The sequence below is a fragment of the Aquiflexum gelatinilyticum genome, assembly GCF_024741135.1.
GTDB classification, from domain to species: Bacteria; Bacteroidota; Bacteroidia; order Cytophagales; family Cyclobacteriaceae; genus Cognataquiflexum; species Cognataquiflexum gelatinilyticum.
This window is the reverse complement of sequence record NZ_JANSUY010000003.1, coordinates 177,238-202,682: the sequence shown is the minus strand read 5'-3', so window position 1 is coordinate 202,682 and position 25,445 is coordinate 177,238. Positions and strand designations below refer to the sequence as shown.

The 25,445-nt window shown below is 38.7% G+C and carries 21 protein-coding genes and 1 other RNA gene; 17 read left to right on the top strand and 5 right to left on the bottom strand.

The features are described 5' to 3' along the window. Positions 1–276: 276 nt before the first annotated feature. The 3 genes from NU887_RS06930 to NU887_RS06920 all read right to left on the bottom strand — a co-directional run bounded on the left by NU887_RS06930 (position 277) and on the right by NU887_RS06920 (position 4,059). Positions 277–2,706: a GumC family protein gene (locus tag NU887_RS06930; protein WP_258422645.1), complete on the bottom strand. Its 2,430-nt coding sequence runs from the start codon at positions 2,704–2,706 to the stop codon at positions 277–279. Continuing rightward, a complete protein-coding gene (locus NU887_RS06925) occupies positions 2,706–3,524 on the bottom strand; it encodes a polysaccharide biosynthesis/export family protein (protein ID WP_258422644.1) in 819 nt (272 codons plus the stop codon). The genes NU887_RS06930 and NU887_RS06925 overlap by 1 nt, the downstream gene beginning before the upstream one ends. 253 nt (positions 3,525–3,777) lie before the next feature. Next, positions 3,778–4,059: a hypothetical protein gene (locus NU887_RS06920; protein ID WP_258422643.1), complete on the bottom strand. Its 282-nt coding sequence runs from the start codon at positions 4,057–4,059 to the stop codon at positions 3,778–3,780. 142 nt (positions 4,060–4,201) lie between these two features. Here NU887_RS06920 and ffs point away from each other — a divergent pair. The 10 genes from ffs (at position 4,202) to secG (ending at position 12,328) form a co-directional block, all read left to right on the top strand. Continuing rightward, positions 4,202–4,288, top strand: an RNA gene (gene ffs, locus NU887_RS06915) — signal recognition particle sRNA small type. 138 nt (positions 4,289–4,426) lie between these two features. Next, positions 4,427–5,086 carry a fructose-6-phosphate aldolase gene (gene fsa / locus NU887_RS06910; protein ID WP_258422642.1) on the top strand — a complete coding sequence of 220 codons (660 nt, stop codon included), beginning with the start codon at positions 4,427–4,429 and terminating at the stop codon, positions 5,084–5,086. Between the two features lie 149 nt (positions 5,087–5,235). Further along, a complete protein-coding gene (locus NU887_RS06905; RefSeq protein WP_258422641.1) occupies positions 5,236–5,439 on the top strand; it encodes a fructose-6-phosphate aldolase in 204 nt (67 codons plus the stop codon). Continuing rightward, entirely contained in the window at positions 5,439–6,149 is a 711-nt protein-coding gene (locus NU887_RS06900) for a cell division ATP-binding protein FtsE (protein WP_258422640.1), read from the top strand. Before NU887_RS06905 ends, NU887_RS06900 begins: the two co-directional genes overlap by 1 nt. 106 nt (positions 6,150–6,255) lie before the next feature. Further along, entirely contained in the window at positions 6,256–7,665 is a 1,410-nt protein-coding gene (locus NU887_RS06895; protein WP_258422639.1) for a S41 family peptidase, read from the top strand. A 130-nt stretch (positions 7,666–7,795) separates the two neighbouring features. Continuing rightward, positions 7,796–9,256, top strand: coding sequence for a tRNA (N6-isopentenyl adenosine(37)-C2)-methylthiotransferase MiaB (miaB, locus tag NU887_RS06890; RefSeq protein ID WP_258422638.1), 1,461 nt, complete (start codon positions 7,796–7,798; stop codon positions 9,254–9,256). 16 nt (positions 9,257–9,272) lie between these two features. Then, positions 9,273–10,562: a sigma-54 interaction domain-containing protein gene (locus tag NU887_RS06885; protein WP_258422637.1), complete on the top strand. Its 1,290-nt coding sequence runs from the start codon at positions 9,273–9,275 to the stop codon at positions 10,560–10,562. Beyond that, the gene (gene lptE / locus NU887_RS06880; protein WP_258422636.1) at positions 10,549–11,094 is read left to right on the top strand and encodes an LPS assembly lipoprotein LptE; all 546 of its coding nucleotides are present in this window, start codon (positions 10,549–10,551) and stop codon (positions 11,092–11,094) included. The genes NU887_RS06885 and lptE overlap by 14 nt, the downstream gene beginning before the upstream one ends. A 36-nt stretch (positions 11,095–11,130) precedes the next feature. Further along, positions 11,131–11,952: a hypothetical protein gene (locus NU887_RS06875; protein WP_258422635.1), complete on the top strand. Its 822-nt coding sequence runs from the start codon at positions 11,131–11,133 to the stop codon at positions 11,950–11,952. Positions 11,953–11,962: 10 nt separating this feature from the next. Then, a complete protein-coding gene (secG, locus tag NU887_RS06870; RefSeq protein WP_258422634.1) occupies positions 11,963–12,328 on the top strand; it encodes a preprotein translocase subunit SecG in 366 nt (121 codons plus the stop codon). 31 nt (positions 12,329–12,359) lie between these two features. On the opposite strand, the gene NU887_RS06865 is transcribed toward secG, so the two are convergent. Next, complete coding sequence (locus tag NU887_RS06865) at positions 12,360–13,067, bottom strand: hypothetical protein (RefSeq protein ID WP_258422633.1); 708 nt, start codon at positions 13,065–13,067, stop codon at positions 12,360–12,362. A gap of 217 nt (positions 13,068–13,284) precedes the next feature. Here NU887_RS06865 and NU887_RS06860 point away from each other — a divergent pair, with 217 nt between their 5' ends. The 7 genes from NU887_RS06860 (at position 13,285) to NU887_RS06830 (ending at position 24,687) form a co-directional block, all read left to right on the top strand. Further along, positions 13,285–13,563: a co-chaperone GroES gene (locus NU887_RS06860; protein WP_241125064.1), complete on the top strand. Its 279-nt coding sequence runs from the start codon at positions 13,285–13,287 to the stop codon at positions 13,561–13,563. Positions 13,564–13,606: 43 nt separating this feature from the next. Beyond that, the gene (groL, locus tag NU887_RS06855; RefSeq protein ID WP_258422632.1) at positions 13,607–15,235 is read left to right on the top strand and encodes a chaperonin GroEL; all 1,629 of its coding nucleotides are present in this window, start codon (positions 13,607–13,609) and stop codon (positions 15,233–15,235) included. Positions 15,236–15,414: 179 nt separating this feature from the next. Next, the gene (locus NU887_RS06850; RefSeq protein WP_258422631.1) at positions 15,415–15,789 is read left to right on the top strand and encodes a response regulator; all 375 of its coding nucleotides are present in this window, start codon (positions 15,415–15,417) and stop codon (positions 15,787–15,789) included. After that, on the top strand, positions 15,786–16,796 hold the full coding sequence (gene corA / locus NU887_RS06845; RefSeq protein WP_258422630.1) for a magnesium/cobalt transporter CorA: 1,011 nt from the start codon (positions 15,786–15,788) through the stop codon (positions 16,794–16,796). Before NU887_RS06850 ends, corA begins: the two co-directional genes overlap by 4 nt. 376 nt (positions 16,797–17,172) lie before the next feature. Continuing rightward, positions 17,173–22,227: a T9SS type A sorting domain-containing protein gene (locus NU887_RS06840; protein ID WP_258422629.1), complete on the top strand. Its 5,055-nt coding sequence runs from the start codon at positions 17,173–17,175 to the stop codon at positions 22,225–22,227. Positions 22,228–22,367: 140 nt separating this feature from the next. Continuing rightward, positions 22,368–23,453, top strand: coding sequence for a glutamate 5-kinase (gene proB, locus NU887_RS06835; protein WP_258422628.1), 1,086 nt, complete (start codon positions 22,368–22,370; stop codon positions 23,451–23,453). After that, a complete protein-coding gene (locus NU887_RS06830) occupies positions 23,446–24,687 on the top strand; it encodes a glutamate-5-semialdehyde dehydrogenase (RefSeq protein ID WP_258422627.1) in 1,242 nt (413 codons plus the stop codon). Before proB ends, NU887_RS06830 begins: the two co-directional genes overlap by 8 nt. A 27-nt stretch (positions 24,688–24,714) precedes the next feature. Here the strand turns inward: NU887_RS06830 and NU887_RS06825 are convergent, their stop codons facing one another. Further along, complete coding sequence (locus NU887_RS06825) at positions 24,715–25,224, bottom strand: hypothetical protein (protein ID WP_258422626.1); 510 nt, start codon at positions 25,222–25,224, stop codon at positions 24,715–24,717. Between the last annotated feature and the right edge of the window lie 221 nt (positions 25,225–25,445).

Here is a 25,445-nt window from a genome sequence, read left to right as displayed (position 1 = left end):
TACCAAGGTCTAAACCAGCTTTACCAAACCATTTCCGTTTTAATAAAAACAGTTTTATTGTTTAGTTTGAAGCCGATTGGCTAGACCTGCGACGTCACTCTGAAAGAAGCGAAGAATCTCACCTATAGAAATGAGCTACATGGGTCTTGCCTCCTTCAGGATGACGCTGTACCATTCATCATTCCCTTTGTGACCAAAATTAAAATGTAAATGAAAAGGGATACTTTTCACACCTTTTCTCCATCCGCCATTTTAAATTTTTCATTCCTAATTCCTTTACCCCCGTCTCATCGCACGCTTCCACCAAGGCAACTGTACTTCGTCATGGTAGCCATAATGGCTGGAATAACCGTAGCCGTAGCCATAACCATAGCCGAATCCGTATCCTTTGTCTATGTGGACGTCGTTGAGAATAGCATAAATTTTGGAAACCCCTCCTTTTTCGATCAGATTATTCAATATCTGGATGTTGCTTTTATTGGAAAATCCCTGTCTGAAAATGAAAAAATTCACATCTGAATGTTTAAAAAGTTCCTTGGTCTCAGAAACCAATCCGGCCGGAGGACAATCCAAAATAATCACTTCATATTCCTGCTTGATTTCAGCCATGATTTTGGAAAATTTGTTTTGAAGCAAAAGTTCTGCAGGATTTGGTGGAATCGGCCCAGAAAGGATGATGTCAAGGTTTTCGTATTTTGTCTGTTTTACAACCTCTCTCCATGGCATATTCATGCTCAAGCAAGTACTCATACCTTTGTCATTGATCAGTCCAAACTCTTCTGCAATTTTTGGTTTTCTAAGATCCAAGCCTACCAACAAGGTCTTTTTGCCCAATAGGGAATATACCGATGCCATATTGACTGAAGCAAAAGTCTTTCCTTCGCCCGAAATGCTCGATGTAAAAAGGATTGTCAAGTGCTCTTTGTTTGGGCTGAGATAGGACATATCGGCCCGGATATTTCGGAATGATTCTGTCACCGATGACCTTGGATTATTCAAGACCGGTTTGGGGTCATTGCCTTGATTTCTTCCAATCATTCCGATTAGTGGTGTATTGATTTGTTTTTCAAGTTCCTTCGGATCTTCGATCTTGGTGTTCAGGAAATCACGGATAGAGATATAACCGATGGAAAAAAACAGACCTATGGCCAGACCAATCACCAGATTGACAATTTTCTTTGGAAAAACAGGCATCTGTCCGGCTCTGGCAAGATCTAAGATTGCATTTTTAGGCATATTGGATGCCCTTGTGATTTCAGATTCCGCCCTTTTTTGGAGCAGGTAAACATAAATGTTTTCATTGACAGTGAATTTCCTTTGTATTCCCAATAGCCTTCTTTCTGTTTCAGGAAGTGAATTGATTTCTCTCTCCACTCTTTTTATTTGAGAATTGACTTCTTGAAGATAGGTATTGGTATTGCGGATAGAAGAGGCAATGTTTTCTTGCAGGGCCTTTTTGGTCATCCTTATTTGGGAATTGATTTCCCTGATAGGTGGAGCTTCTTCCGAAAAATTATTAGAAAGTCTCATTTTCTCGGCTTGTAGTTCACTGATGCTTACCACCAAAGACTGTAACAGAGGATCTGTATTTCCTATTATGGAAGGAGCGACTATTTCTTCAATATCATCCCTGTTGATGTAATTTTGAAGTGTCTGATAATATTTAAGGTTGATTTCGGCTTGGGATTTGTCTTTTTCAAACTCCTGCAGTCTTTGGAAAATCTGGGAACCTTCTTCGCTCAGATTAAAAATTTTGTTTTCAGACCTGTATTTTTCAAGGCTTCCTTCAAAAAAACTCAATGAATCAGTGATACCGCTTAGTTGATCTTCGATAAAACGAATGGTATTTTCTGATGCTTTGTTTTTTTCATCCAACTCTCTTTGAAGGTAAACTTCCATCAGCTTGTTAAGATATTCCTCACCCATCCTTCTGACGGGCGTTTCAAATGAAATATTCAAAATAGAAGCCTGTTTGTTGATGGGTGAGACGCTGATTTTATCTTTTAAAAAAAGTGCCAACGACGGGGTATCCACCAATTGGAAGAAGATTCTATCGCCTTCTTTAGCATCAATGCTTTCAATCTTAATTTTAAGGAATTCTGATTCAATATTTTCTCCAAAAGCATAAACCGGTTTTAATTCGGGAATGCTATTGATTTCTTTTTTGTAAAAAGGATCAGATGGGTTGAAAATTTCAAAATCATCTCCGTCCGGTTCAATGCTGAAGGTCTGATTATCCAAAACCTCAATGACAAATTTGCCTTTGACCAATTGAGGATGGGTCCAATCCACTTCTACATTCAGCGGAATCCCAGAATGGACCTGTATGCTGCTCAATAAATCATCGGTAAAATAAAAAACATCAAGGCCAAGTTCCAAAATGGCTTCTTCCGCCAAGGTGTAGGATTTGAGAATCCCTATTTCGTTTTCGACGTTGTTTTTGATCGGCATCATTCCTACTGCATCAAAAATTTCTGATCCCAAAGCTTGGGGTTCTTCTGTTATGATAACCGAAGATTGGACAAGGTATACCGGGGTTGCGTATTTGTTGAAAAGGAATGCTGCCAAAACACAGACCAAGGTGCTCGTCACAATAAATGGCCAATATTTCAGGTAATTAAAAAGAACAACCTTTAATTCAATGTCATCCTCATGGGGTGGCATAAAAGGATCTGGAATAAATGGATAAGGATTGCTTTTACTCATCAATTTTGTAGAATAAGATTCAAAATCAAAGCGACAGCCGTAACAGATGAAAGGATCAGAGCAACAGTTTGGGCGGTGTTTTCTCCCGTACCTATTTCTCTTGCCTTCAAAGGTTCGGCGTAAATCTGATCATTTGGCTGAATGAAGTAAAAAGGAGTCTGAATAATCTGTCTGTCGTTAAGATTGATTCTATGCAATTTGGTGCCATCAGGATATTGTCTGATCAATAGAATTTCATCTCTTTTGGCTACGGTAGTCATGTCGCCTGCCTGAGCGATAGCTTCAAAAATAGTCAATCTATCCTGTAGAACAACATACTTTCCGGGTCTGCGGAATTCCCCCAAAGTTGAAAATCTGATCCCGCCAAGTTTGACCCGTACAAAAATCTCAGAGGTCACATACTTTTTTAATGCTTCTTCTACAATCACCCTGACTTCATCTAGGGTCTTGTCATTGACTTGGATCTCTCCAAGAAGTGGCATTCTGATATAGCCGTGTTTGTCGATGGTATAGCCTGTCATGTAATAGATATCTCCTCCACTTTGGGCAATCTGACCAAAAACAGCATTGTTGGCTTCATTTTGAATTTTGGAAGTAATACCATTTTCAAGAATCTGCTCCACAGTTTGGATCTGAATATCAATGATATCATTGAACTGCAATCTATACTCAGGCAACTCATAGCTGATCAATTCCTCATCCTGAATAGCTTTGTTTCCTTCAAGATTTTGATAGTACATAATTTTTTCATTAGGTACACATGAAGAGTAAGCAAGGATAAAAACCAATACCAGAAGGCTCCAAACGACCTTTCTCATGGCTAGATAAAAGGAAATATTCATAGGCAACTTAATGCGTAAACTTAACCAAATAATTTAATTATTGAACAGGTCTGTTAACTACCCGAAACCTGACTTACAGCATAGGGGCTAATTACAAAAAAAAGCAAAGATTCAGCATTGTTTGTTGCTTTTTTAGGAAAAAATAAAGGAATCACCCTGAATTTTAATTCAAAAACCCAAAAGCAATTCCTTAAATATAGAATTTGGAGAAAAATGCCAACTAATAAAATTATTGGTCTTTGATCAATTCTTCCATCAATTCAGGTCCAAATTCCTTTTCCTCAAGCTTGACAAGGTATCCATCTTCGAATGTGGCTAGCACATAAAATTTCTCATCCCTGACTACTCTGTATGTTCTCTGATTTCCATCGAGGTGACTGATTACGGCAGCATCATTCCTTCTCAAAAATTTTTTTTCCTTCATACCCTGGTAATACTCCGGATTGGGGCCAAATGCTCCACACGAACTTAAAAGAAATACTGAAAGGAATAATACGAGTAATTGCTTCATTTTTTTTATTGTTTTTTCAAGTTAAAATATTGCAAAAACTTTGCCACGAAATTTATCGCTGATTTTGAGCGACTTAAGAATAAATGGTTTTGTTTTTATTTCAACTGTTTGAAACCGGAGAATTTTACCCTACATTTGCGTCCTAGCGGCACGACCAGCTCCTGCTGAATCCCCCAGGTCCGGAAGGGAGCAAGGGTAAGCAGTCGTAGCGGTGCGATGCCGCTTCTTTTTTTTTAATTTTTTCCCATTTTTTGAATTTTGGATTACACAACATTTCAATTATCCATTTATCATTTTACATTCTTTTTCCCCTTCCATTTCCTGATTTATCAATTAACTTTGTACAATCAACATAAACAAACAACATATGAAATTCTTTATTGATACCGCCAACCTGAATGATATCAAGGAAGCCTACGATCTTGGCGTATTGGACGGCGTCACCACCAATCCATCCTTGATGGCCAAAGAAGGCATCAGCGGAGAAGATAAAGTTAGAGCACATTACAAAGCCATCTGCGATATCGTGGATGACAATGTCAGTGCTGAAGTCATTGCCACAGATTTTGAAGGTATGATCAAAGAGGGTAAAGAACTTGCAAAAATCGATGACAAGATCGTGGTAAAAATCCCGATGATCAAGGACGGTATAAAAGCCATCAAATACTTTTCCAATGAAGGTATCCGAACCAACTGTACTTTGATTTTTTCAGCAGGCCAGGCACTTCTTGCCGCAAAAGCCGGAGCAACCTACGTTTCACCATTTATCGGAAGACTGGATGACATCTCTTACGATGGCTTAGAGCTGATCGATCAGATTGTCAATATTTATGAAAATTATGGCTATGCCACCCAAGTTTTGGCGGCATCAGTAAGGCATACCATGCACTTGATCAAATGTGCCGAACTCGGTGCAGATGTAGTGACATGTCCTTTGAAAGTTATTTTGGGATTGTTGAATCATCCGCTCACGGATTCAGGGTTGGCGACTTTCCTTGCAGACCATGCTAAAGCAGCAGGAAAGTAATTGACTTAAAATAATGAACCGGACCATTGGCAACATAATCCGGTTCCTTCGTTTCAATAACATAGTCCCCCAGTTTGATTAGAATCAAAAAAAAACAGAATCCGGGAAAAAGTTGTTTTCCATACCTATTAGAGAAAATAAACAAACTTATGTATATCTTAAAAGTAAAAGGAAAAGCCAAAATCCCGGATTATATACAGATCAGAGATGATAATTTTGTCTTGGTGGCTTACTTCAGGGCAGACAGACCCTTGAAGAATATTGAGAAATTCGGTTTGGAAGGAAAGGAAACAGAACTCGAGACCTTAATAAGGGAACTGCCATTTGGCAAAACACAAAAAATTGAGATTTAATGGAATTTGGAAAGGATGCGGTAATTGAGGTCAAAGACGCCTGTATTTTTCAGGGATTGGATGCAGTACTGCAGAATGTTAATTTTTCAATAGAAAAAGATGAATTCGTTTTTTTAATCGGAAGGACAGGAAGTGGAAAAAGCTCTCTTTTGAAAACCCTTTATGCCGATCTTTCCCTTAAAATGGGACAAGCTGAAATAGTTGGTTTTCAACTTTCAAAAATCAAGAAAAGCGAAGTCCCCTACCTCAGACGAAAGCTTGGGATAGTATTTCAGGATTTTCAGCTTTTCCCAGACAGGTCCATAGCCGAAAACCTTTTCTTTGTCATGAAGGCTACTGGATGGAAGGATAAAGAAAAAATGAAAAACAGGATGATTGAAGTTCTCCTCAAAGTTGGTCTTGCAGATGCAGCCACCAAAATGCCCCATCAACTTTCGGGAGGTGAACAGCAGCGGGTTGTCATTGCAAGGGCTCTTATCAATCAACCTTCCATAGTTTTGGCGGATGAACCAACAGGAAACCTAGATCCAGATGTCGCAGATGGGATTTTTAAACTTTTTCAGGAAATCAATAACGAAGGCACTGCTATCCTGATGGCGACCCACAACCATGATTTATTGAGAAAATATCCCTATCGTGTATTGAAATGCGAAAAAGGGAAACTCCTTGACAGTAAGACCTCCGACATTACGATCAATACCTCTTATTGAGTCCCAATAATTTGAAAATACCAATTATATTTCAAATCAATTTGACTGATATCTGCGTTTAGTTCTTTGTTAGAACCTAGAGATCAATCCATTAAAGTAAATGCTTATGAAATACCTATCCTATAATAAAGCCGGTCTTGCCCTGGTTTTTGGGGCGTTGATATTCTTAAACGCCTGCAAAGACAAAACCGATGATCCTGTACCAGAACTGTCTGCCAATGCCAAAGTAAATACTTGGATTCAAGAAGTAATGGATGAAGTTTACCTGTGGCTTGATGATATGAGAAATCCCATTTCTCTTGAATCTGACCCCGAAGATTATTTTGAATCTTTACTTTTTAGACCTACCGATAGGTTCTCCGTCATTTATCCGGATTATCAGGAATTGATCAATAGCCTCTCAGGAGTATCCAAAGAAGCGGGATATGAAATCACACTTGCCCGCGAAAGCAGTACAAACAACAATGTAATTGCTTTTATTACCTACACAAAAAAAGGTAGCCCTGCAGAAACCGCAGGCCTCAAACGTGGCGATTTGATCACGCACATCAATGGTGTGAGGATGACACTGGACAACTACCAAGAAATATTAGGACAAAGGTCAGAGGCTCATTCTATTTCCTATTTGAGATATAATGAAAGCTCTTCTAATTATGTCGCACAGACTCCCGTGGACTTAACGACATCAGTGCTTTCTGAAGACCCTAACTTCCTTGACTCCATTTACACCATTGGGAATCAAAAAATCGGATACGTGGTTTATCATTTCTTTGCTCCGGGCATTGAAGGCCAAGCAACTAGGTATGATGATGAAATGGATGCTGTCTTTGCAAAATTCAAAGCAGAAGGCATCAACCACCTGATTTTAGATTTTAGATATAATGGAGGAGGATACCAATCAAGTGCTGTAAACTTGGCAAGCTTGATCGCTCCTAATGTGACCAACGATGATGTTTTTACCAAAATTAAATACAACAGTTACCTGATGGGATTTGATCAATTGAAAAATGTACAGATCAAATTTGAAAGTAAGCCTCAAAACCTTGGTCCGATACTGTCGGGAAACAAAGTTTATATCATAACCTCTTCCAGAACAGCTTCTGCAAGCGAACTGATTATCAATGGACTTAGACCATATATGGAAGTATTTATGGTTGGAGGATTGACTTACGGAAAAAACGTTGGTTCCATCGCCATCGAAGATGAAGAAAACCCTTCCAACAAATATGGTCTTCTGCCGATTGTATCTCAATCATTCAACAAAAACGATCAGTCTGACTACGCTTCAGGATTCCAGCCTAACATTCAAGGCAACGAGCTGTCACAACCTACCTTATTGCCATTGGGGGATACGAATGAATTTTTGTTGAAACTCACATTGGAACAGATAACAGGAACGCCTTCACCTGACAGAATCCAAATGATAGAGAGGATTGACATGGGAAGTTCTATAGAAAAACAGACAAGGTTTGGGAGATTAATTGATGATCAAACCAATCTAAAGGTCAAGCACTAAAATAAATCGAGCTCCTTCCTCTACGGAAGGAGTTTTTTTTGACAAAAGAATTCAATTAACAGAAATGATAGAATAAAACCTGTCAAATTGTCGGTATTTTTTTAATTTCGCAATCCAAAGTAAAATATCCATGGAAAATATCATCAAAGATATAGATATCCTCAGTCCTGAGGAGGCGCAAGCCACTGATTACAAAACAACCGAGGAAGTCAATACCGGCAAGCAAAAAAAGCTCTACATCGAGTCTTACGGTTGCCAAATGAATTTTTCTGACTCCGAAATCGTCGCTTCCATCATGAAGGACAATGGTTATGATACCACCTCGGATTTTGAGCAGGCAGATGTCATATTTTTAAATACCTGCTCTATCAGGGACAAAGCAGAACAGACAATCCGCAAAAGACTCAGCCAATTCAATACACTTAAGAAAAATAGGCCCGAATTGACAGTAGGCGTTCTTGGTTGCATGGCTGAAAGGCTGAAAGAAAAACTACTTGACGAAGAAAAAATAGTAGATGTGGTCGTTGGTCCGGACGCTTACAGGGATCTTCCAAATCTTGTGACCGGTGCTGAATTCGGTAATAAAGGTGTGAACACTTTCCTCTCAAGGGAAGAAACTTATGCAGACATAGCACCTGTCAGACTCAACTCCAATGGAGTGAATGCAATGATTTCAATCATGAGAGGCTGTGACAACATGTGCTCTTTTTGTGTGGTTCCATTCACAAGAGGAAGGGAAAGAAGCCGTGATCCGCATTCCATTGTCAGTGAAGCAAGAGACCTTTTTGCGCAAGGTTATAGAGAAGTAATGCTTTTGGGCCAAAATGTAGACAGCTACAAATGGTCTCCGGAAGAAAACAACAAAGCAAGACTGAGCAAGAAAGAAGATGAAGTGTCAGAAGTAGTCCATTTTCATCATTTATTGGAGATGGTCGCTGAGATCAGTCCCTTGCTGAGAGTACGTTTCTCTACTTCCCATCCAAAAGACATCACCGATGAGGTATTGTACACCATCAAAAAATACGACAACATCTGCAAATACATTCATCTTCCAGTGCAAAGTGGCAATTCAAGAATTCTTGAACTCATGAATCGAACCTATGACAGGGATTGGTATTTGGAGCGGGTCAGCAAAATCAGGGAAATCCTTGGGGAGGAATGTGGCATATCATCTGATATGATCACGGGTTTTTGCAGCGAGACTGAAAATGAACACCAAGATACACTGACTTTGATGGATATCGTGAAATACGATTTCTCCTACATGTTTTTCTATTCCGAGCGTCCGGGAACTTTGGCTGCAAAGAAATTTGAAGACGATATCCCATTAGAAGTAAAGAAAAGAAGGTTGGCCGAGATCATCGAAAAACAAAGTCAGCTATCCTATGAAAGAAATAAACTTGACTTAGGAAAAATCCAGGAAATCTTAATAGAAGGAAAATCAAAAAGATCAAATGAGCAGCTTAAAGGAAAAAATTCCGCCAACAAGGTGGTGATTATTCCTGATGGCCCATACCAAAAAGGAGACTATGTCATGGTAAAAATTACCGATTGCTCACCGGCAACATTGTTTGGAGAAGTTGTTTCCTGATATTTAAGTTGAAATAATGATCACATCCTCAGAGATTCAAAGTATAAAACAACGATTTGGGATTATTGGAAACAGCCCATTGCTGAACCATGCCATACAAGTGGCAATGCAAGCCTCTCCCACCGATATGACTGTTTTGATCACAGGAGAAAGCGGCAGTGGAAAGGAATCATTTTCAAAAATCATCCACTCACTTAGCCTCCGGAAACATGGTAAATTTATTGCCATCAACTGTGGCGCTATTCCAGAAGGAACAATAGATTCAGAACTCTTTGGCCATGAAAAAGGCTCCTTTACTGGCGCACATGAAGCAAGAAAAGGATATTTTGAAGTTACAGACGGGGGGTCTATTTTCCTTGACGAAATCGGAGAAATGCCCTTGGGTACACAAGCAAGGCTTTTGAGGGTTTTGGAAAATGGTGAATTCATAAAAGTAGGTTCATCCAAAGTCCTGAAAACCAACGTACGCGTCATTGCGGCTACCAATGTCAACCTGATTAAAGCCGTCGAAAAAGGGGAATTCAGGGAAGACCTCTATTACAGGCTGAATACGGTACCGATATATGTCCCGCCATTGAGAGAAAGAGGAGAAGATGTGGTCATGCTGTTCAGAAAATTTACGACTGACTTTTCAGAGCGCTACAAAGTGAAGCCGATTTCCCTAGATGATGCTGCCAAGAAATTACTGGTAAAATTCCCATTTCCCGGAAATATCCGACAACTCAAAAACATTGCAGAGCAGATTTCCTTATTGGAAGAAACAAGAGAAGTTGACGCCGCTACATTATCAAAATACCTTCCCACTGACCAAAGCAGACTTCCAGCCCTGACAGGAAGTTCAGGAGGCTCAAATGAATTCTCAGATTTTTCGGAAAGAGAAATCCTGTACAAAGTTCTTTTTGACATGAAAAAGGACATGAATGAACTCAAAAAACTGGTACTTGAGGCATTTCAATCCGGAGGCCTCAACTCCAATATAATGAGCAAACATCAAAATCTTTTTGATGATTTAGAGCCCTCTTCCCCTTCATTCGAGGAGAAAAAGCCTTCTAGTGTTCCATCCAATGTCCCTTTGGTAATTGACCACCAAAACCAAAACGAGGAAACAGAAGATTATGATGACGATACTATTGAGGACATTATCCATGAGGAAGACGATAATTCACTTTCTTTGGAGAAAAAAGAAAAAGAAATGATCCTCAAAGCACTCCGCAAACACAATAACAAAAGAAAATACGCTGCAAGTGACCTAGGGATATCCGAAAGGACGTTATATAGAAAAATCAAACAATATGACATTGAGTAGGAAAAAAAGAAGCTTTGTTTTGACTTTGCTTATACCAGTGTTTTTACTTCAAGGATGTGCAATCAATTACAGCTTTACCGGAACGAATATAAATTATGAATTGACCAAGACATTTTCGGTAGAAAACTTCTTCAATGATTCCGGCGGTGGTCCTGCCAATATGGAACAGCTTTTTACTGAATCCCTTAAAGAGTTTTATCAGCGCAATACCCAGCTTGAATTGGTTAGGAACAACGGAGACATACAATTTCTGGGTGCAATCAAACGCTATGCGATAACTCCTCAGGCGACTGTGACCAGTACAGATCCTAATCTACCGGATAGAGCCGGACAAATGAGGTTGACCATTTCCATTGAAGTCGAGTACCTTAATACAGTGAATGAGGAAGAAAACCTCAAGCGGACTTTCTCCTTCTTCAAAGACTATGACCCGAGAACTACTTCCATTCTTCAGGTCGAAAGCCAGTTGATAGAGGAAATTTTCCAGAATATTATTCAGGACATCTTTACAGCCACAGTTGCCAATTGGTAAAAATGAGTAAATTGGAATTTATTCGATGACCAAACCGTGAACAGCCACCAACTTCTCTCCATATTGAAAGTGAGCAACAACCTCCAAAAGGAGGATATTGCCCATCTCATAAAATTACATGAAAGTTTTCCTTTTTTTCAGGTTCCAAAAGTATTGCTTGCCAAATATGAATTTGAAAAATCAGGAGGAAAATCTCTTGATCTGCTTCATCAGGCCTCAATCACTAGTCCTGACCGGGCTTGGCTTAAATTAATGATCGAGTCAGATACTCCTTTCCGGTTTTTAGAAAACAAGATTGAAGAAAATATGGAGACATTCTCCAGCTTAAAATCAATCAATCAAAAATCAATAATTTTAGAGGGATTTGAAAAATCCCTTATTCCTGAACCAACCAAAGAAACAGATCCAGAGATAAGAGCTAAAATCCTTAAAAAACTTGAGGAAAACCTCAACAGCCGAAAAGAAAATGTGGCTAACTTAGAAAAACCTGAGTCAAAAGAACAAACGAAACCCAAAAGGAAAAAGCCTAACGATGATTTGATTGAAAATATCCGTAAAAGAGAAAAAAAGGAAATCCTCGATGAAAAGAAAAGGGAACAAATTGACCTGATCAAAGCATTCAGTAAAAAAGAGTTTAAACTTGCAACACTGAAAGAGATGGAAGATTTCCAAAAACAGGCAGATCTATCTGAAAACAGCACGCATCTTCACCCTACCCTATTATCAGAATCCTACGCCAAATTGCTGGTAAAACAAGGTAAAAAACAAAAAGCAAAAGAAATTTATCAAAAATTAATGGTGAAATTTCCAGATAAAAACATTTACTTTGCGGACTTAATAAAAGGCTTGGATTTATAAAATCACTCATATGTTTACATTTCTTATTACACTTATTATCATTTTGGCTGTTCTTTTGGTTCTTGTTATCCTTGCTCAGGATTCAAAAGGAGGAGTTGGTGCAGCATTTGGTGCAGGTGCATCGCAAATCATGGGAGTCACAAAAACCGGAAATATACTTGAAAAATCAACTTGGGTTTTGGCAATAGCCATATTGGTACTTTCCCTATCTTCATCGGCTTTTTATTCTACTATTCAGCCAGGACAATCCTCATCTCCAAACATTGAAAATGCAAGGAAGCAAATAGTCAGTCCTTCTTTTGGTGATTCGGAAAGCCTGTTGCCGACTGAAGGAACCGAAACTGCTCCGGCAGATACCACAGAAAACGAAAAATAAATTGTTTAAAGCCCGCTTATAGCGGGCTTTTTTATTCCACTGTTTTTAGAAGCAACCTTTTACTGATCGGAACAAAACTTTCCTCCATTGGAATCTGCTGTGTACAACAGATACTGTATGTTGCAGGATTTGGAAGTTCCCTGTTTGTTTTAATAAGATCAAGCTTGATTTGTTCGTAGGTATTCAAAATAGACCTTCGCACTTTTTGAATCAATTGCATCATGATACCTTTGAAAGTATCTATGCTGTTTTGAAATAGGTTGACTTTGTACCTATAAACAAAAACCTCTTTGGACTTATCGAACGAAAGAAAAACATACCCTTCTTTTTGATAAAGGGGAGAAATTCCGATTGGTTCGATTTTCATTTCACGTTCCAAAAAATCATAAATATTCTTCCCATCTTCTATATGGTTTTTGAGTTGTGGAAGGGAAAATGCTACAATTTCTTCAAGCTTTTTCATCATTTCATCATCAATGACCAATGGCTTGTAAGTAAATCTCAATTCTTTTGTATCAGGTCCTTGAAGCATTTTTGGAAAAGCAGATTTAATCTGATCTCTATTTTGTTCAAAACTCTTGAGCCGGCTGTAATGCTGGATCAAATCGGCCAAGGGAGGGTAAAGTTTCACCTCTTTAAACTGTCCGCCTACATGTTGCAAATAGGCCAAAAGAAGGTATTTTTTGTATTCAAAATCAATCCAACCTTCTGTAATCCAATTTTCAGATAAGTTTTTCATAACATTCCGTTTATGAAAATTTAAAAAAAACTGACAGGTTTAAAAAGCGTATTGGAAAAATTGACAGAATTTTTTTTTGACAAAAGCGAATTATGACATGACATGGGGCAAATTGACGGACTATATGTCAGTTGATGAATTCTAATTTATATTGGCACAAGAAGTGATAATCATGCATTACAAGATTTTGTTACTAACCTTTAAAAATTCAATAATTATGTCAAAAGTAAACATCAAACCTCTTGCAGACAGAGTTCTGGTGGAGCCTGCTGCAGCAGAAGAAAAAACCGCATCCGGACTTTACATTCCTGATACTGCCAAGGAAAAACCTCAGAAGGGCACAGTAATCGCAGTGGGAAGCGGTAAAAAAGACGAGCCGTTGACTGTAAAAGTAGGTGACCAAGTGCTTTATGGCAAATACGCAGGTACAGAACTTGCAGTTGAAGGACATGATTACCTTATCATGAGAGAATCAGACATTTTTGCCATTCTCTAATTATCTATTTCAAACAATCAAAAGAACCTAAAACAACAAAAAAATGGCTAAAGAACTATTTTTCAATACCAACGCAAGAGACAGATTGAAAAAAGGAGTGGATGCTCTTGCTGATGCAGTAAAAGTAACCCTAGGACCAAAGGGTAGAAATGTGATCATTGACAAAAAATTCGGTGCACCTGCAATCACCAAAGATGGTGTAACTGTGGCAAAAGAAATCGAATTGTCTGAGCCAATCGAAAATATGGGAGCTCAGCTAGTAAAAGAAGTAGCTTCAAAAACCGCCGACAATGCCGGTGACGGAACTACTACTGCCACTGTTTTGACCCAGTCAATTTTTGGTCTTGGAATTAAAAATGTTGCAGCGGGTGCCAATCCAATGGATTTGAAGAGAGGTATTGACAAAGCAGTTTCTGCTGTTGTAGCTCAATTGAAAGCCAATTCAAAAGCAATCTCTACAAGCAAAGAAATACAGCAAGTAGCTACTGTATCTGCCAACAATGACGAAGAAATCGGTAAAATGATCGCCGATGCTATGGACAAAGTAGGCAAAGACGGTGTCATCACAGTAGAGGAAGCAAAAGGCACTGAAACTGAAGTACGTACCGTAGAAGGTATGCAGTTTGACAGAGGTTATCTTTCCCCGTACTTTGTAACCAATACGGAAAAAATGGAAGTCGAATTGGATAGACCATATATTTTGATCTATGACAAGAAGATTTCATCAATGAAAGAATTGCTTCCAGTATTGGAACCAGTTGCACAATCCGGCAGACCTTTGTTGATCATTTCTGAAGATGTGGACGGTGAAGCTTTGGCAACATTGGTAGTAAACAAAATAAGAGGTGCTTTGAAAGTGGCCGCTGTTAAAGCTCCAGGTTTTGGAGACAGAAGAAAAGCAATGTTGGAAGACATCGCAATCTTGACAGGTGGAACAGTAATTTCAGAAGAAAGAGGTTACAAACTTGAAAACGCTACAGTTGATTACCTTGGAACCGCAGAAAAAATCAACATCGATAAAGACAATACTACAATTGTCAACGGTGCAGGTGATAAGTCTGCTATACAGGCAAGGATCAATGAAATAAAAGCTCAGATAGAAAAAACAACTTCTGACTATGATAAAGAAAAACTTCAGGAAAGATTAGCAAAACTTTCAGGTGGTGTTGCCATCCTTTATATCGGAGCTGCTACTGAAGTCGAAATGAAGGAAAAGAAAGACAGAGTTGATGATGCTTTACACGCAACAAGAGCAGCAGTTCAAGAAGGTGTTGTTGTAGGTGGCGGTGTTGCCTTGGTAAGAGCAGTATCAGCATTGGACAACTTGAAAGGTGAAAACGAAGATCAGGATACAGGTATCAATATCATCAGATTTGCGATCGAATCTCCATTAAGGACAATCGTAGCAAATGCCGGAGGTGAAGGATCTGTTGTTATAAACAAAATCAAAGAAAATAAAGGTAATTTCGGTTACAATGCCAGAACAGATGTTTATGAAGATCTATTTGAAGCAGGTGTAATTGATCCTACCAAAGTGACTAGATTGGCCCTTGAAAATGCCGCTTCTATCGCAGCATTGCTATTGACTACCGAATGTGTGGTTGCAGATGTAAAAGAAGAGTCTCCTGCAATGCCACCAATGGGTGGAGGAGGAATGGGCGGAATGATGTAATTCCAAAATCTGCCCTATTTGAAGAGAGGAACTAAATTAGTTCCTCTCTTTTTTATTTTAAAATTCTTTACTTGATATGATTTTATAAAAAATCAATTTCATCTAAATCAGTTATTTTATAAATTAGAGAAGTATATTTGAAATAACTTAAACAACTTTCATAATTCGGAGAATCGTTCATGCAAAGATTTTATTCCATTATTTTAGTAGATGACGATCCTATCAATAACCTGATTAACAGAAGGTTGATATCTAAATTAAAATTAACTCCTCAGATAGAAGAATTTTTAGAGGCAGAACAGGCAATCGAAAGGATTAGGGAAATTGACAAAGAAGAAAGTATACTGATTTTTTTGGATATCAATATGCCTGTAATGAATGGTTGGGATTTTCTTAACCAATACTTGAAAGAATTTAAGCTCAGAAAGGACCGAATTATCGTTCTTTCGAGTTCAATTGATTTTCAGGACAGACAAAAAGCAAAGGAGTTTTCATGTGTAGAAGGATTCATAGAAAAGCCACTTTCTCCTGAAAAAATCAAAAACATTTTATGATCAAATCGGAAAAAGCTTCTCCAAAGGATGTAATCATGGAAGTTTATGAATTTGGTGAGAATGTTTTGAAAAAACACCACATCAAAAACATCGAAGATATCAGACCTTTTCTGGAGGTCAGTCATAAATTTTGGCTCAATCTATGCGGTCTGGAAAATGAGGCGGTACTGAAAGAAATAAGTGAACTTTTTAATATTCATCCATTGACCCTTGAGGATATAAAGAACACCTCTCAACGTCCAAAATTTGAGGAATTTGATGATAATATTTTTGTGGTAACAAAAATGATTTATCATAAAAATAAATCCCACAGTCCAATCACCGAACAAGTGAGCATCTTATTTGGAAAGAATTACATAATTTCAATTCAGGAAAATCCTTATGATATTTTTGACCCAATAAGGACAAGGTTAGAGAATCCAACAGGAAAAATGAGGAAAATGGGCACAGATTATTTTGCCTATACGCTTCTAGATATCATCGTTGACAAATATTTTGATTGCCTGGAGTTTGCTGTAGAAAAAATTGAGTCTCTGGAGGATCAGATCATTAGCCAATCCAAAAAAACGAAGTTACCTGAAATTTTTAATCAGCGAAAGGTAATCCAACAGATAAAACGGAATGTTTGGCCGACAAGGGAATTGTTATCGGCTTGGAAAAAATCAGAAAATCCCTTGGTTAAGAAAAAAACCAATCCTTTTATAAATGACGTCTATGAACATGTCATTGAGATAATTGAAAACCTTGAAATACAAAGAGAATCTATTTCAGCTTTGGTCGAATTGTTCATGTCTAATCTTAGCCTAAAACAAAACGAAGTGATGAAAACCCTTACCATCATCGCTACTATTTTTATTCCTTTGACTTTTATTGCAGGTGTATACGGCATGAACTTCCAGTTTATGCCTGAATTAGGCTGGAAATATGGCTACTTTTTTATTTGGATCCTTTTCTTGGGATCGACACTTGCCATGGTATATTATTTTAAAAAGAAAAAGTGGTTCTGATCCATTTCGCTTTTTTGATTTCTAGTATAATCTCTCAATAGTCATTCATTCAAGATGAATTCCTAAGGAATCAACTTGGAATTGACCTTCTGCAAGCTCCATTCGAATTACCTATTTAGAAAAATTTTATCCGGACATAGCTAACAAGATTACAGTGTCGAATACCTAAGATTAATTCTGCTCCCGTTTATTTACATAAATATTCCTTTTATTTTAATATTTTTTATTTATTTTTCTGAAGTGATCACCCTAGAATTACAAAAAACATCTGATAAGTATTGAAGTCCGAATAATTGCATATGAAAAATGTACAATTATTTGGATTCTAAATGACCCAGTTTTCAAGGCCTATGTGACCCTCATTTCTCTAAGAAAAATGAAAAAAATTTTATTGTTAAATCTTATTTTTATTTCCGTTGTTTTTGCCTCCTTAGGCCAAACTTGGAATGGTAGCGTAAGTTCCGATTGGAACAATTCTGCAAACTGGACTCCGGCAAATATTCCAAATGCCAACAACGAAGATGCTGTCATCAATGGTGCAGGTACATTTCAGCCGGTTCTTACTTCTAATATTGCTATCAGAGACCTTACTATCTCCGGAGGGACCCTCAATCTTGGAGGTTTTACACTCACTTTAGGAGACGATGGGTTTTTTAACGGCGGTACAGTAAGCAATGGTACTATAAATGCAGTAGATTTCAGTTCAATGCAGAATACTACTTTTTCCGGAAACATCGTACTGACAAAAACAGCCGGGGGAAACAATGACCTCTCCGGAGGAAATATTTTTAATGGACCGACAACGATTACAAACAATGACAATAATAGATTGAGATTTGCATCCACCAATGGAGATACTTTCAATTCAACATTGATAGTAAATAAAGGAGGAACAGGGAACGTTGAATTGGCTTATAACGGGGCCACCACATACTCAAGCTTGACCATAAACAATACCAGTACCGGCGGGCAGATGAATTTCGGGGCCGGGGGTGGCACATCGACACTCAACACAGGTGGATTGGTGACCTCAGGATTTGTAGGAACTTTGGTGATCAATAACTTGACCCAAGTAATGAGTGTCGCCAGCAGTACATTTTCCTTGGCAGTATTTACAGTTGCAAACAGTACATTTTTGGGAGATTTCCAAGTCACGACTACTGGCGCGATCAACTTTAATGGAAACAATACCTTTGCAGGAAACAATACCTTTGTTGCCGGAAATGGGATGACTATGCCAACTGGTAATAATTCCTTTAGCAACCCCGGAGGAACAACCAATTTTACCAGAAATGCAGGTGGAAACTCTACTTGGGCAGGGGGTAATTCTTTCGGAAACTTAAACTTTACAGATAATGCACCCGGATTTTTCTATTGGAATGGTGGTAATACATTTAATGGAAATTTGGTGATTACCAACAATACCAATTCCAACTTCAGGATGGCAAGTGTAACAGGAGATACTTATAATGGCTTGGTTACTTTCCAAAACAACGGAACTGCCTTCATGGACATTTCATACAATGGCACTAATGTTTTTGCACAGCAAATCACAATAAACAACACTTCTACCACTGGCGAAGTAAGAATCGGGGAAGTGGGAGGTACTTCAGTATTACAAACAGGAGGTTTGGTAACTACAGGATTTCCAGCATGCAATATCTTGGAAATCAATAATTTCACCCAATTAACAAATGCTCCCAACGGGAATTTCAATACGGTAACATTCACTTCAGCAAACAATAATTTTTTGGGGGACTTCGGGGTTACGACTTCAGGTAACATGACCTTTACCAACGCCAATATATTTGAAGGAAACAACTCGTTCATTTCAGGGGGGCAAATTACAATGACTGCTGGGGGTAATACCTTTAGTTCACCTACCAATGCGACTACCATTATTAGAAATGGTGGTGGCGGTATCACTTGGGGACAAGGAAATACTTTTGGAAATCTTACTTTAACTGATAATTCAACTAGCACACTTACTATGCAAGGTGGAAACACCTTTAATGGAAATACACTGATCACCAATAATTCCAATACCAATTTAAGGTTTGCAAACACTTTGGGAGATACTTTCAATGGACCTGTTACTTTCCAAAATAATGGCACTGCTTTCATGGATATTGCCTACAGAGGGGCTAATACTTTTGCGCAGCAAATCACAATCAATAATTCTGCTCCGACCGGTGAAGTCAGATTCGGTGAATTGGGGGGAACTTCTGTGCTGCAATCAGGGGGATTGGTAACTGCTGATTTTGCAGCATCAAATGTGCTTGAAATCAACAATTTCACCCAATTGACCAACGCTCCAAATGGCACTTTCAATACGGTAACCTTCACCTCAGCCAACAGCACTTTCTTGGGGGATTTTGCGGTCAATACCACAGGAACAGGTACTTTGACATTTACAGGTTCAAATAGGTTTGACGGGACTAATACTTTTAATTCCAATGCCCGAATAGTCATGGGTGGTTCCAATTTTTTTAGCACAGTTCCAGGAAACAATTCTACTTTCATAAAAGGAGCTGCTTCAAATACCGATGATGCTTGGTTTGGGGGAAATACTTTTGGAAATGTCCACATCACAAATAATTCTCCGGGTGGGTATTTAAGGCTTGCCAATACAAATGGAGATACATTCCTCGGTACAAGTACCTTTATCAACAACAGCCCAGATATCTTCGATATAGCTTACAATGGGAATTCATCATTTGCCGGCCAAATTACAATAGACAACAATGCCGGCGGGACAATGAGATTTGGAGGAACAACAACTCAAAACGGTACTTCCACACTCAGCAGTGGGGCCTTGACCACTACCAACTTTAATTCAGGGGTATTGAATATCAGAAGGTTTACCCAAACCAATCCGGTTGCTAACAGCACTTTTAATCCAGTAACTTTTGAGTCAGAAAGCAGTAATTTCCAGGGTGATTTCAATGTAAATGCAACGACTATCTCATTTTTGGGAGGAAGTTCTTTTGCCGGAAACAACTCATTTATATCTGCCGGGCAAATGAATATGGTGACAGGTGGCAACTTATTCAGTAATCCCGGAAACACGACAATTTTGACCAGAAACGGAGGCCCAGCCGCGGTGGTATGGGGTCCAGGAAACACTTTTGGTACATTGGTATTGACAGATAATTCCGCTCAAAATCTAACCATGCAGGGCGGTAATATTTTTGGTCCGGCTACTATTATCAACAATGGAAACAAGCTTGTCAGATTGGCCAATACCCAAGGAGATACATTTGCGAGTACAAGTACATTCATTAACAATGGCACCAATACATTCGAAATTGCCAGGGCGGGTATTAATTTATTTGGTGATGACATTACAATCAACAACCTGGATGCCGGGGGAACTATGAATTTTGGTATCAATGGAGGAACAAGCACCTTGATATCCGGGGGCTTGTTGACGACAGATTATTCGGTAGGAAATACCTTGACTTTGAACAATTTTTCGCAGATCTCTTCAGATCCAAATGGGAATTTTTCCATGAACACATTTTCTGCATCAGGAAGTACTTTGAGGGGTGACATAGGTATCACCACACTTTCAGGCTCCATTACTTTGCAAAACGGAAGTTTGTTTGCAGGAAATGATACTTTCAATTCTGCAGGTTTGATTTCAATTCTGAATAATAGTTCCTTCCCAGGAAATGACATTTTCAATGCCGCTACTTCTATTGCCATTTCCAATAGCAATACCTTTTCAGGTAGTAATGAATTCAACGCAGGTACTACTATCTTAATAGCCACCAATAATAATATTGGGGGAGATAATATTTTCACAACCACTACAGGTGGAATCACCATTTCCAGTGCCAATTCATTTCCTGACAACAATACTTTTAATTCAGGCGCCGGTATAGCATTTACAGTTGCAGGCGGAAACAGCTTTAGCACCAATCCTGGAACCTCAACAGTCATGACAAGAACAGGGGCCACAAACAATGATTGGATAGGTGGAAATACTTTTGGTGATTTCACATTGGTCAACAATGGAACAGGAAGGGTACGTACCGCAAATTCAGGAAGTGGTGACAATTTCGTCGGGGATGTGACTTTCATCAAAAATTCAACAGGAGCTATCGAACCGGCCTACAATAATGTGAGCACATTTGGAGGTGATATTTCTACAGTGGGATCTAACTCAGTATTGACATTCGGTTTAGGGACATCGGGATTTGTAGAAATAAATGGCAATACTGCCCAAACATTATTGACAGATAGCTCGAATATCCCCATTTTCAGAAGACTTCGAATGAACGGTACCGGGACACTTGAACTTCTTGACCCAATTACAATTTCTATTGAACTGGATCTTCAAAATGGAATAATCAATAATGATGAAAATTTACTTACCATCCCAAACACATTTACAACATTGACAGGAGGTTCCAATGCCTCTCACGTCAATGGAAGAATCAGAAAAATCGGAAATACAGCGTTTACTTATCCTTTTGGTAATGATGGATTTTATGCCCCTCTCACTTCATCTGCATTAGGCGGAGCTGCGACGCAACACTTCACAGGAAGGTATTTCCATGTCAATCCAGACCTAATCCCATACGATAGAGAAAGTAAAGAACCATCAATCGGAATTGTAAACGAGTGCGAATATTGGGAATTTGAGAATACCAACTCAAGTGCCATCCCTACCCTGACGATGACCTGGTCATCAGACAGAACATGCCCCATTGACGATTTTAATGAATTTATGGTGACCCAATGGGACGGAAGCCAATGGATAGATTTGGGTCAAACAGCATTATCGGGCGATGCCAATTCCGGATCTGTCAGAAACCAAACAGCAGTTCCCGGTTTTTCTTCAGGAATATTCACTTTGTCACAATCGTTCAGAATCCTACCTGTAGAGCTGCTATCATTTACCGCAGAAATCATTGAAGATGATAAAATCAAAGTTTCATGGTCCACCGCCCAAGAGAAAAATAATGCTTTCTTTACTTTGGAAAAATCTTTTGACGCTTCTACATGGTCTCCTATAGGCCTTATTCCTGGAGCAGGAGATTCTGAAATTGTGCTTCATTATGACTTTATAGATGAAAGTCCTGTTTTTGGAAGGCAGTATTACCGGCTTACCCAAACAGACTTTGACGGAACAAGTGAGACATTTAAAGTTGTGGGAGTTACTATCAATTCTAAAAATGAAAAAATAGACTATAAAGTATATCCTAATCCTTCCACCGGTTTGGTGAAAATCCTTTCAAATAATACCAATATGGAGGATGCTGAGATTACAGTCTTAGATTATCAAGGTCAGATAGTTAGAAGCATTAAGGGTGTTACAGGCAGGCTTGTGGAAATGGACCTCAGCAATTTTCCAAAAGGGCTTTACCTCATCAAGATCAAAAACAATCATTATTGGGAAACCAAGAAAGTCGTAATCCATTGATTTGATTTAAAAATCATACAAATCAAAGTCCTGCTAGATTTAGCAGGACTTTTTTGTTTTTCTTTTATTCGGCTCCTTTCTTTTGAAAAAAGTCAACATAAAGGCTAATATTGTAACATAACTGCAACAACACATAGGGAATGTTACAAAAACCCAAAATATTGGTTATCAAAATAGGTTCAAACGTCTTGACAAAAGAGGGGGGACAACCTGACGTCGAAAGGATGGATTCTTTGGTAAACCAGATTGCTTCTCTAAAATCAGAAAGAATAAAAATATTGTTGGTTTCCTCCGGCGCAGTTGCATTTGGAAGAGGGGAAATTAAGCTTCCTGAAAAAACAGATCCCATATTGAAAAAACAGATTTGGGCATCAAGTGGACAAATCGAACTGATCAATACATACAAGAGGCTATTCAAAAATCACGAAATCAACATTTCACAAATCCTAGTTACCAAAGAGGACTTCAGGGACAGGAAGCACTACCTCAACATGAGAAATTGCCTCCTTGGACTTATTGCTCAGGGAATAGTACCTGTGATCAATGAAAACGACACAGTGGCCATCACTGAACTGATGTTCACTGATAATGATGAATTGGCATCTTTGACAGCAGCAATGGTCAATGCTGACAGTTTGATTCTTTTGACCAATGTAGATGGAATATTTAATGGCAACCCTGCTGATCCGGACTCGAAACTTATCAGCTTGATAGGAAACAAAATGCCTGACCTTGGAGGAATAATCAGCCCGCTAAAATCATCCTTTGGTCGGGGAGGCATGCTGACCAAAACAAACATGGCAAAAAAAGCCGCAGAATTGGGGATTCAGGTTTGGATAGCCAATGGAAAAAAAGAAGATATCCTCCTAAATGTATTCAGTCAAAAAGCTTCTTCAACATATTTCGAGCCTAACCAAAGGAAGCAAAGCCCAAAAAAATGGTTAGCTCACGGGGACCAATATTTCAAAGGAGAAGTGGTCATCAATGACGGTGCAAAAACAGCACTTTCTTCTAACAAAATCAGCAGCCTGCTTCCTGTAGGTATCATTTCTGTCAAAGGAGATTTTTCCAAAGGGGATATTATCCGGATTACCGACGAAAATGGCCTAAAAATCGGCTTGGGTAAAGCCGAATACCCGGCTTCAATTGTCCAAGAAAAAATCGGATTGAAAAACCAAAAACCTTTCATCCATTACGATTATCTCTACCTATTTCAAAATGGCTGATTACATACATATTTTTAAAAAAGTAAAATCGGCTACCCGAAAATTGATGGCCGCGGATGACGCTGTCATCAAAGAAACATTGGCCTCTTTGGTAAAAATCACTTTAACTGAAGTTCCTTTCATTTTGTCAGAAAATAACAAGGACTTATCGCTGATGGACATCCACGACCCAAAGTACGACAGGTTAAAACTCACTGAAGAAAGAATAAAATCAATTTGTGGGGAATTGAGTCAAGTCCAAAACCTTCCTTCTCCCCTAGACAGAGTCTTGGATGAAAAACATTTATCGAATGGATTGTTTATCAAAAAAATCACGGTTCCACTTGGCATATTGGGTGTGATTTATGAAGCCAGGCCTAATGTAACTTTCGATGTTTTTGCACTTGCCCTCAAGTCTGGAAATGGCTTAATCCTAAAAGGTGGATCGGATGCTGACCATTCAAACAGGGCAATCATGTCTCTGATTCATCGCGCCCTAAAGGAAAATGGATTGCCTGAAGATGCATTTCAACTACTGCCGCCTGACCGCTTAGCTACCAAAGCTTTGTTGGAAGCAGTGGGCTATGTCGATGTCATCATCCCGAGAGGTAGTCAGGGGCTGATTGATTTTGTAAGACAAAATTCCAAGGTACCTGTTATAGAGACCGGAGCCGGGATAGTCCATACTTTTTTTGATGAATCTGCAGACCTTGAAAAAGGAAAAGCCATCATTTTCAATGCTAAAACCAGACGGCCAAGTGTCTGCAACAGTCTTGATTGTCTGATAATCCATGAAAAAAGATTGCCTGATTTACAGGAATTGATCGAAAATCTATTGCAACATGGAGTCAAAATATATGCCGATGAGACATCTTTCCATTTTTTGAAGCCACATCCACTGATCGTGAAGGCCAATACCACACATTTTGGCACAGAGTTTTTATCTCTTCAAATGTCAATCAAAACTGTTTCGACACTAGAAGGTGCTTTGGAACATATCTCCCAATATTCCTCCAAACATAGCGAAGCCATCATTTCGGAGGATCAAAAAAACATAGCTTACTTTCTAAAATCCGTTGATGCTGCTGCAGTTTATGCCAATGCATCCACAGCATTTACAGATGGAAACCAGTTTGGACTCGGGGCGGAAATCGGTATCAGTACCCAAAAACTCCATGCGCGGGGTCCCATGGCCCTTAATGAACTGACAAGCTACAAATGGGTCATCAAAGGTGATGGACAGATTCGAAATTAAAATGTCCTTAATTTTTTGAAATGAAATTCAAAAAGCATAACCAAAAGAGACCTGTGGCCAAAATGGATTAAACTCCCCTTTTTTGATCATGGGCGTGAATCCTGCCCTAAATAAAAAACCACCACCAACAGGATGATATCTATAACCCAAACTTATGGCCCCTGACCAACCCTCCCATTTGGCGATTTCAGGGTTGTCAAAAAGACCAGCCCCATTGTCAAAATCCGTTACCAAAAAATTTGCCCCCGCTCCCATTTCAAAATAGTGACCATTTTTTCCCAAAAGGTAATTGACTAAAAAGGGAAAGGAGGAATAATGGCCTCCATCTATGCTAATATATCCAAAACCGACTTTCCCACCCAAACCATCCACTTTTTTCGAAAACCGGGTATCATAATTTACCGAATAGAAAATACCGTTACCCAACAATTCCAAAAAAACGCCATGATTACTTCCTTCTTTTTCCTCTTGTCCAAAAGCATTTTGTGGCAAAATCCCAATAAGAAAAAACATCAGTAAGGTTAAAAATTTATCCATGTCATTTTTGTTTAAGTGAGATATCAAACTTGAATCCATCTTATTTCCTGACAGATATAAAGTTACGCTTTCGCTTTAAAACACCCTTATAATTTCGCTTTTATAATGAATTCCTTTGCCGGTGTTATAAAAAATTAATGTAAAGTATTTCCATTTGGTTTGGCTGCCATATCTACCAACGTATTTCCCGAATTCAATACTTCCAAAAAATCTTATACCCA

Coding starts and splice junctions, on each gene's coding strand:
- NU887_RS06900 (WP_258422640.1), top strand. CDS start 5,439: ATGGAATTTGGAAAGGATGCGGTAATTGAGGTCAAAGACGCCTGTATT.
- NU887_RS06920 (WP_258422643.1), bottom strand. CDS start 4,059: ATGAAGCAATTACTCGTATTATTCCTTTCAGTATTTCTTTTAAGTTCG.
- NU887_RS06905 (WP_258422641.1), top strand. CDS start 5,236: ATGTATATCTTAAAAGTAAAAGGAAAAGCCAAAATCCCGGATTATATA.
- NU887_RS06825 (WP_258422626.1), bottom strand. CDS start 25,224: ATGGATAAATTTTTAACCTTACTGATGTTTTTTCTTATTGGGATTTTG.
- secG (WP_258422634.1), top strand. CDS start 11,963: ATGTTTACATTTCTTATTACACTTATTATCATTTTGGCTGTTCTTTTG.
- NU887_RS06830 (WP_258422627.1), top strand. CDS start 23,446: ATGGCTGATTACATACATATTTTTAAAAAAGTAAAATCGGCTACCCGA.
- lptE (WP_258422636.1), top strand. CDS start 10,549: ATGACATTGAGTAGGAAAAAAAGAAGCTTTGTTTTGACTTTGCTTATA.
- NU887_RS06885 (WP_258422637.1), top strand. CDS start 9,273: ATGATCACATCCTCAGAGATTCAAAGTATAAAACAACGATTTGGGATT.
- NU887_RS06930 (WP_258422645.1), bottom strand. CDS start 2,706: ATGAGTAAAAGCAATCCTTATCCATTTATTCCAGATCCTTTTATGCCA.
- NU887_RS06850 (WP_258422631.1), top strand. CDS start 15,415: ATGCAAAGATTTTATTCCATTATTTTAGTAGATGACGATCCTATCAAT.
- corA (WP_258422630.1), top strand. CDS start 15,786: ATGATCAAATCGGAAAAAGCTTCTCCAAAGGATGTAATCATGGAAGTT.
- NU887_RS06925 (WP_258422644.1), bottom strand. CDS start 3,524: ATGAGAAAGGTCGTTTGGAGCCTTCTGGTATTGGTTTTTATCCTTGCT.
- NU887_RS06865 (WP_258422633.1), bottom strand. CDS start 13,067: ATGAAAAACTTATCTGAAAATTGGATTACAGAAGGTTGGATTGATTTT.
- NU887_RS06860 (WP_241125064.1), top strand. CDS start 13,285: ATGTCAAAAGTAAACATCAAACCTCTTGCAGACAGAGTTCTGGTGGAG.
- groL (WP_258422632.1), top strand. CDS start 13,607: ATGGCTAAAGAACTATTTTTCAATACCAACGCAAGAGACAGATTGAAA.
- fsa (WP_258422642.1), top strand. CDS start 4,427: ATGAAATTCTTTATTGATACCGCCAACCTGAATGATATCAAGGAAGCC.
- proB (WP_258422628.1), top strand. CDS start 22,368: ATGTTACAAAAACCCAAAATATTGGTTATCAAAATAGGTTCAAACGTC.
- miaB (WP_258422638.1), top strand. CDS start 7,796: ATGGAAAATATCATCAAAGATATAGATATCCTCAGTCCTGAGGAGGCG.
- NU887_RS06840 (WP_258422629.1), top strand. CDS start 17,173: ATGAAAAAAATTTTATTGTTAAATCTTATTTTTATTTCCGTTGTTTTT.
- NU887_RS06895 (WP_258422639.1), top strand. CDS start 6,256: ATGAAATACCTATCCTATAATAAAGCCGGTCTTGCCCTGGTTTTTGGG.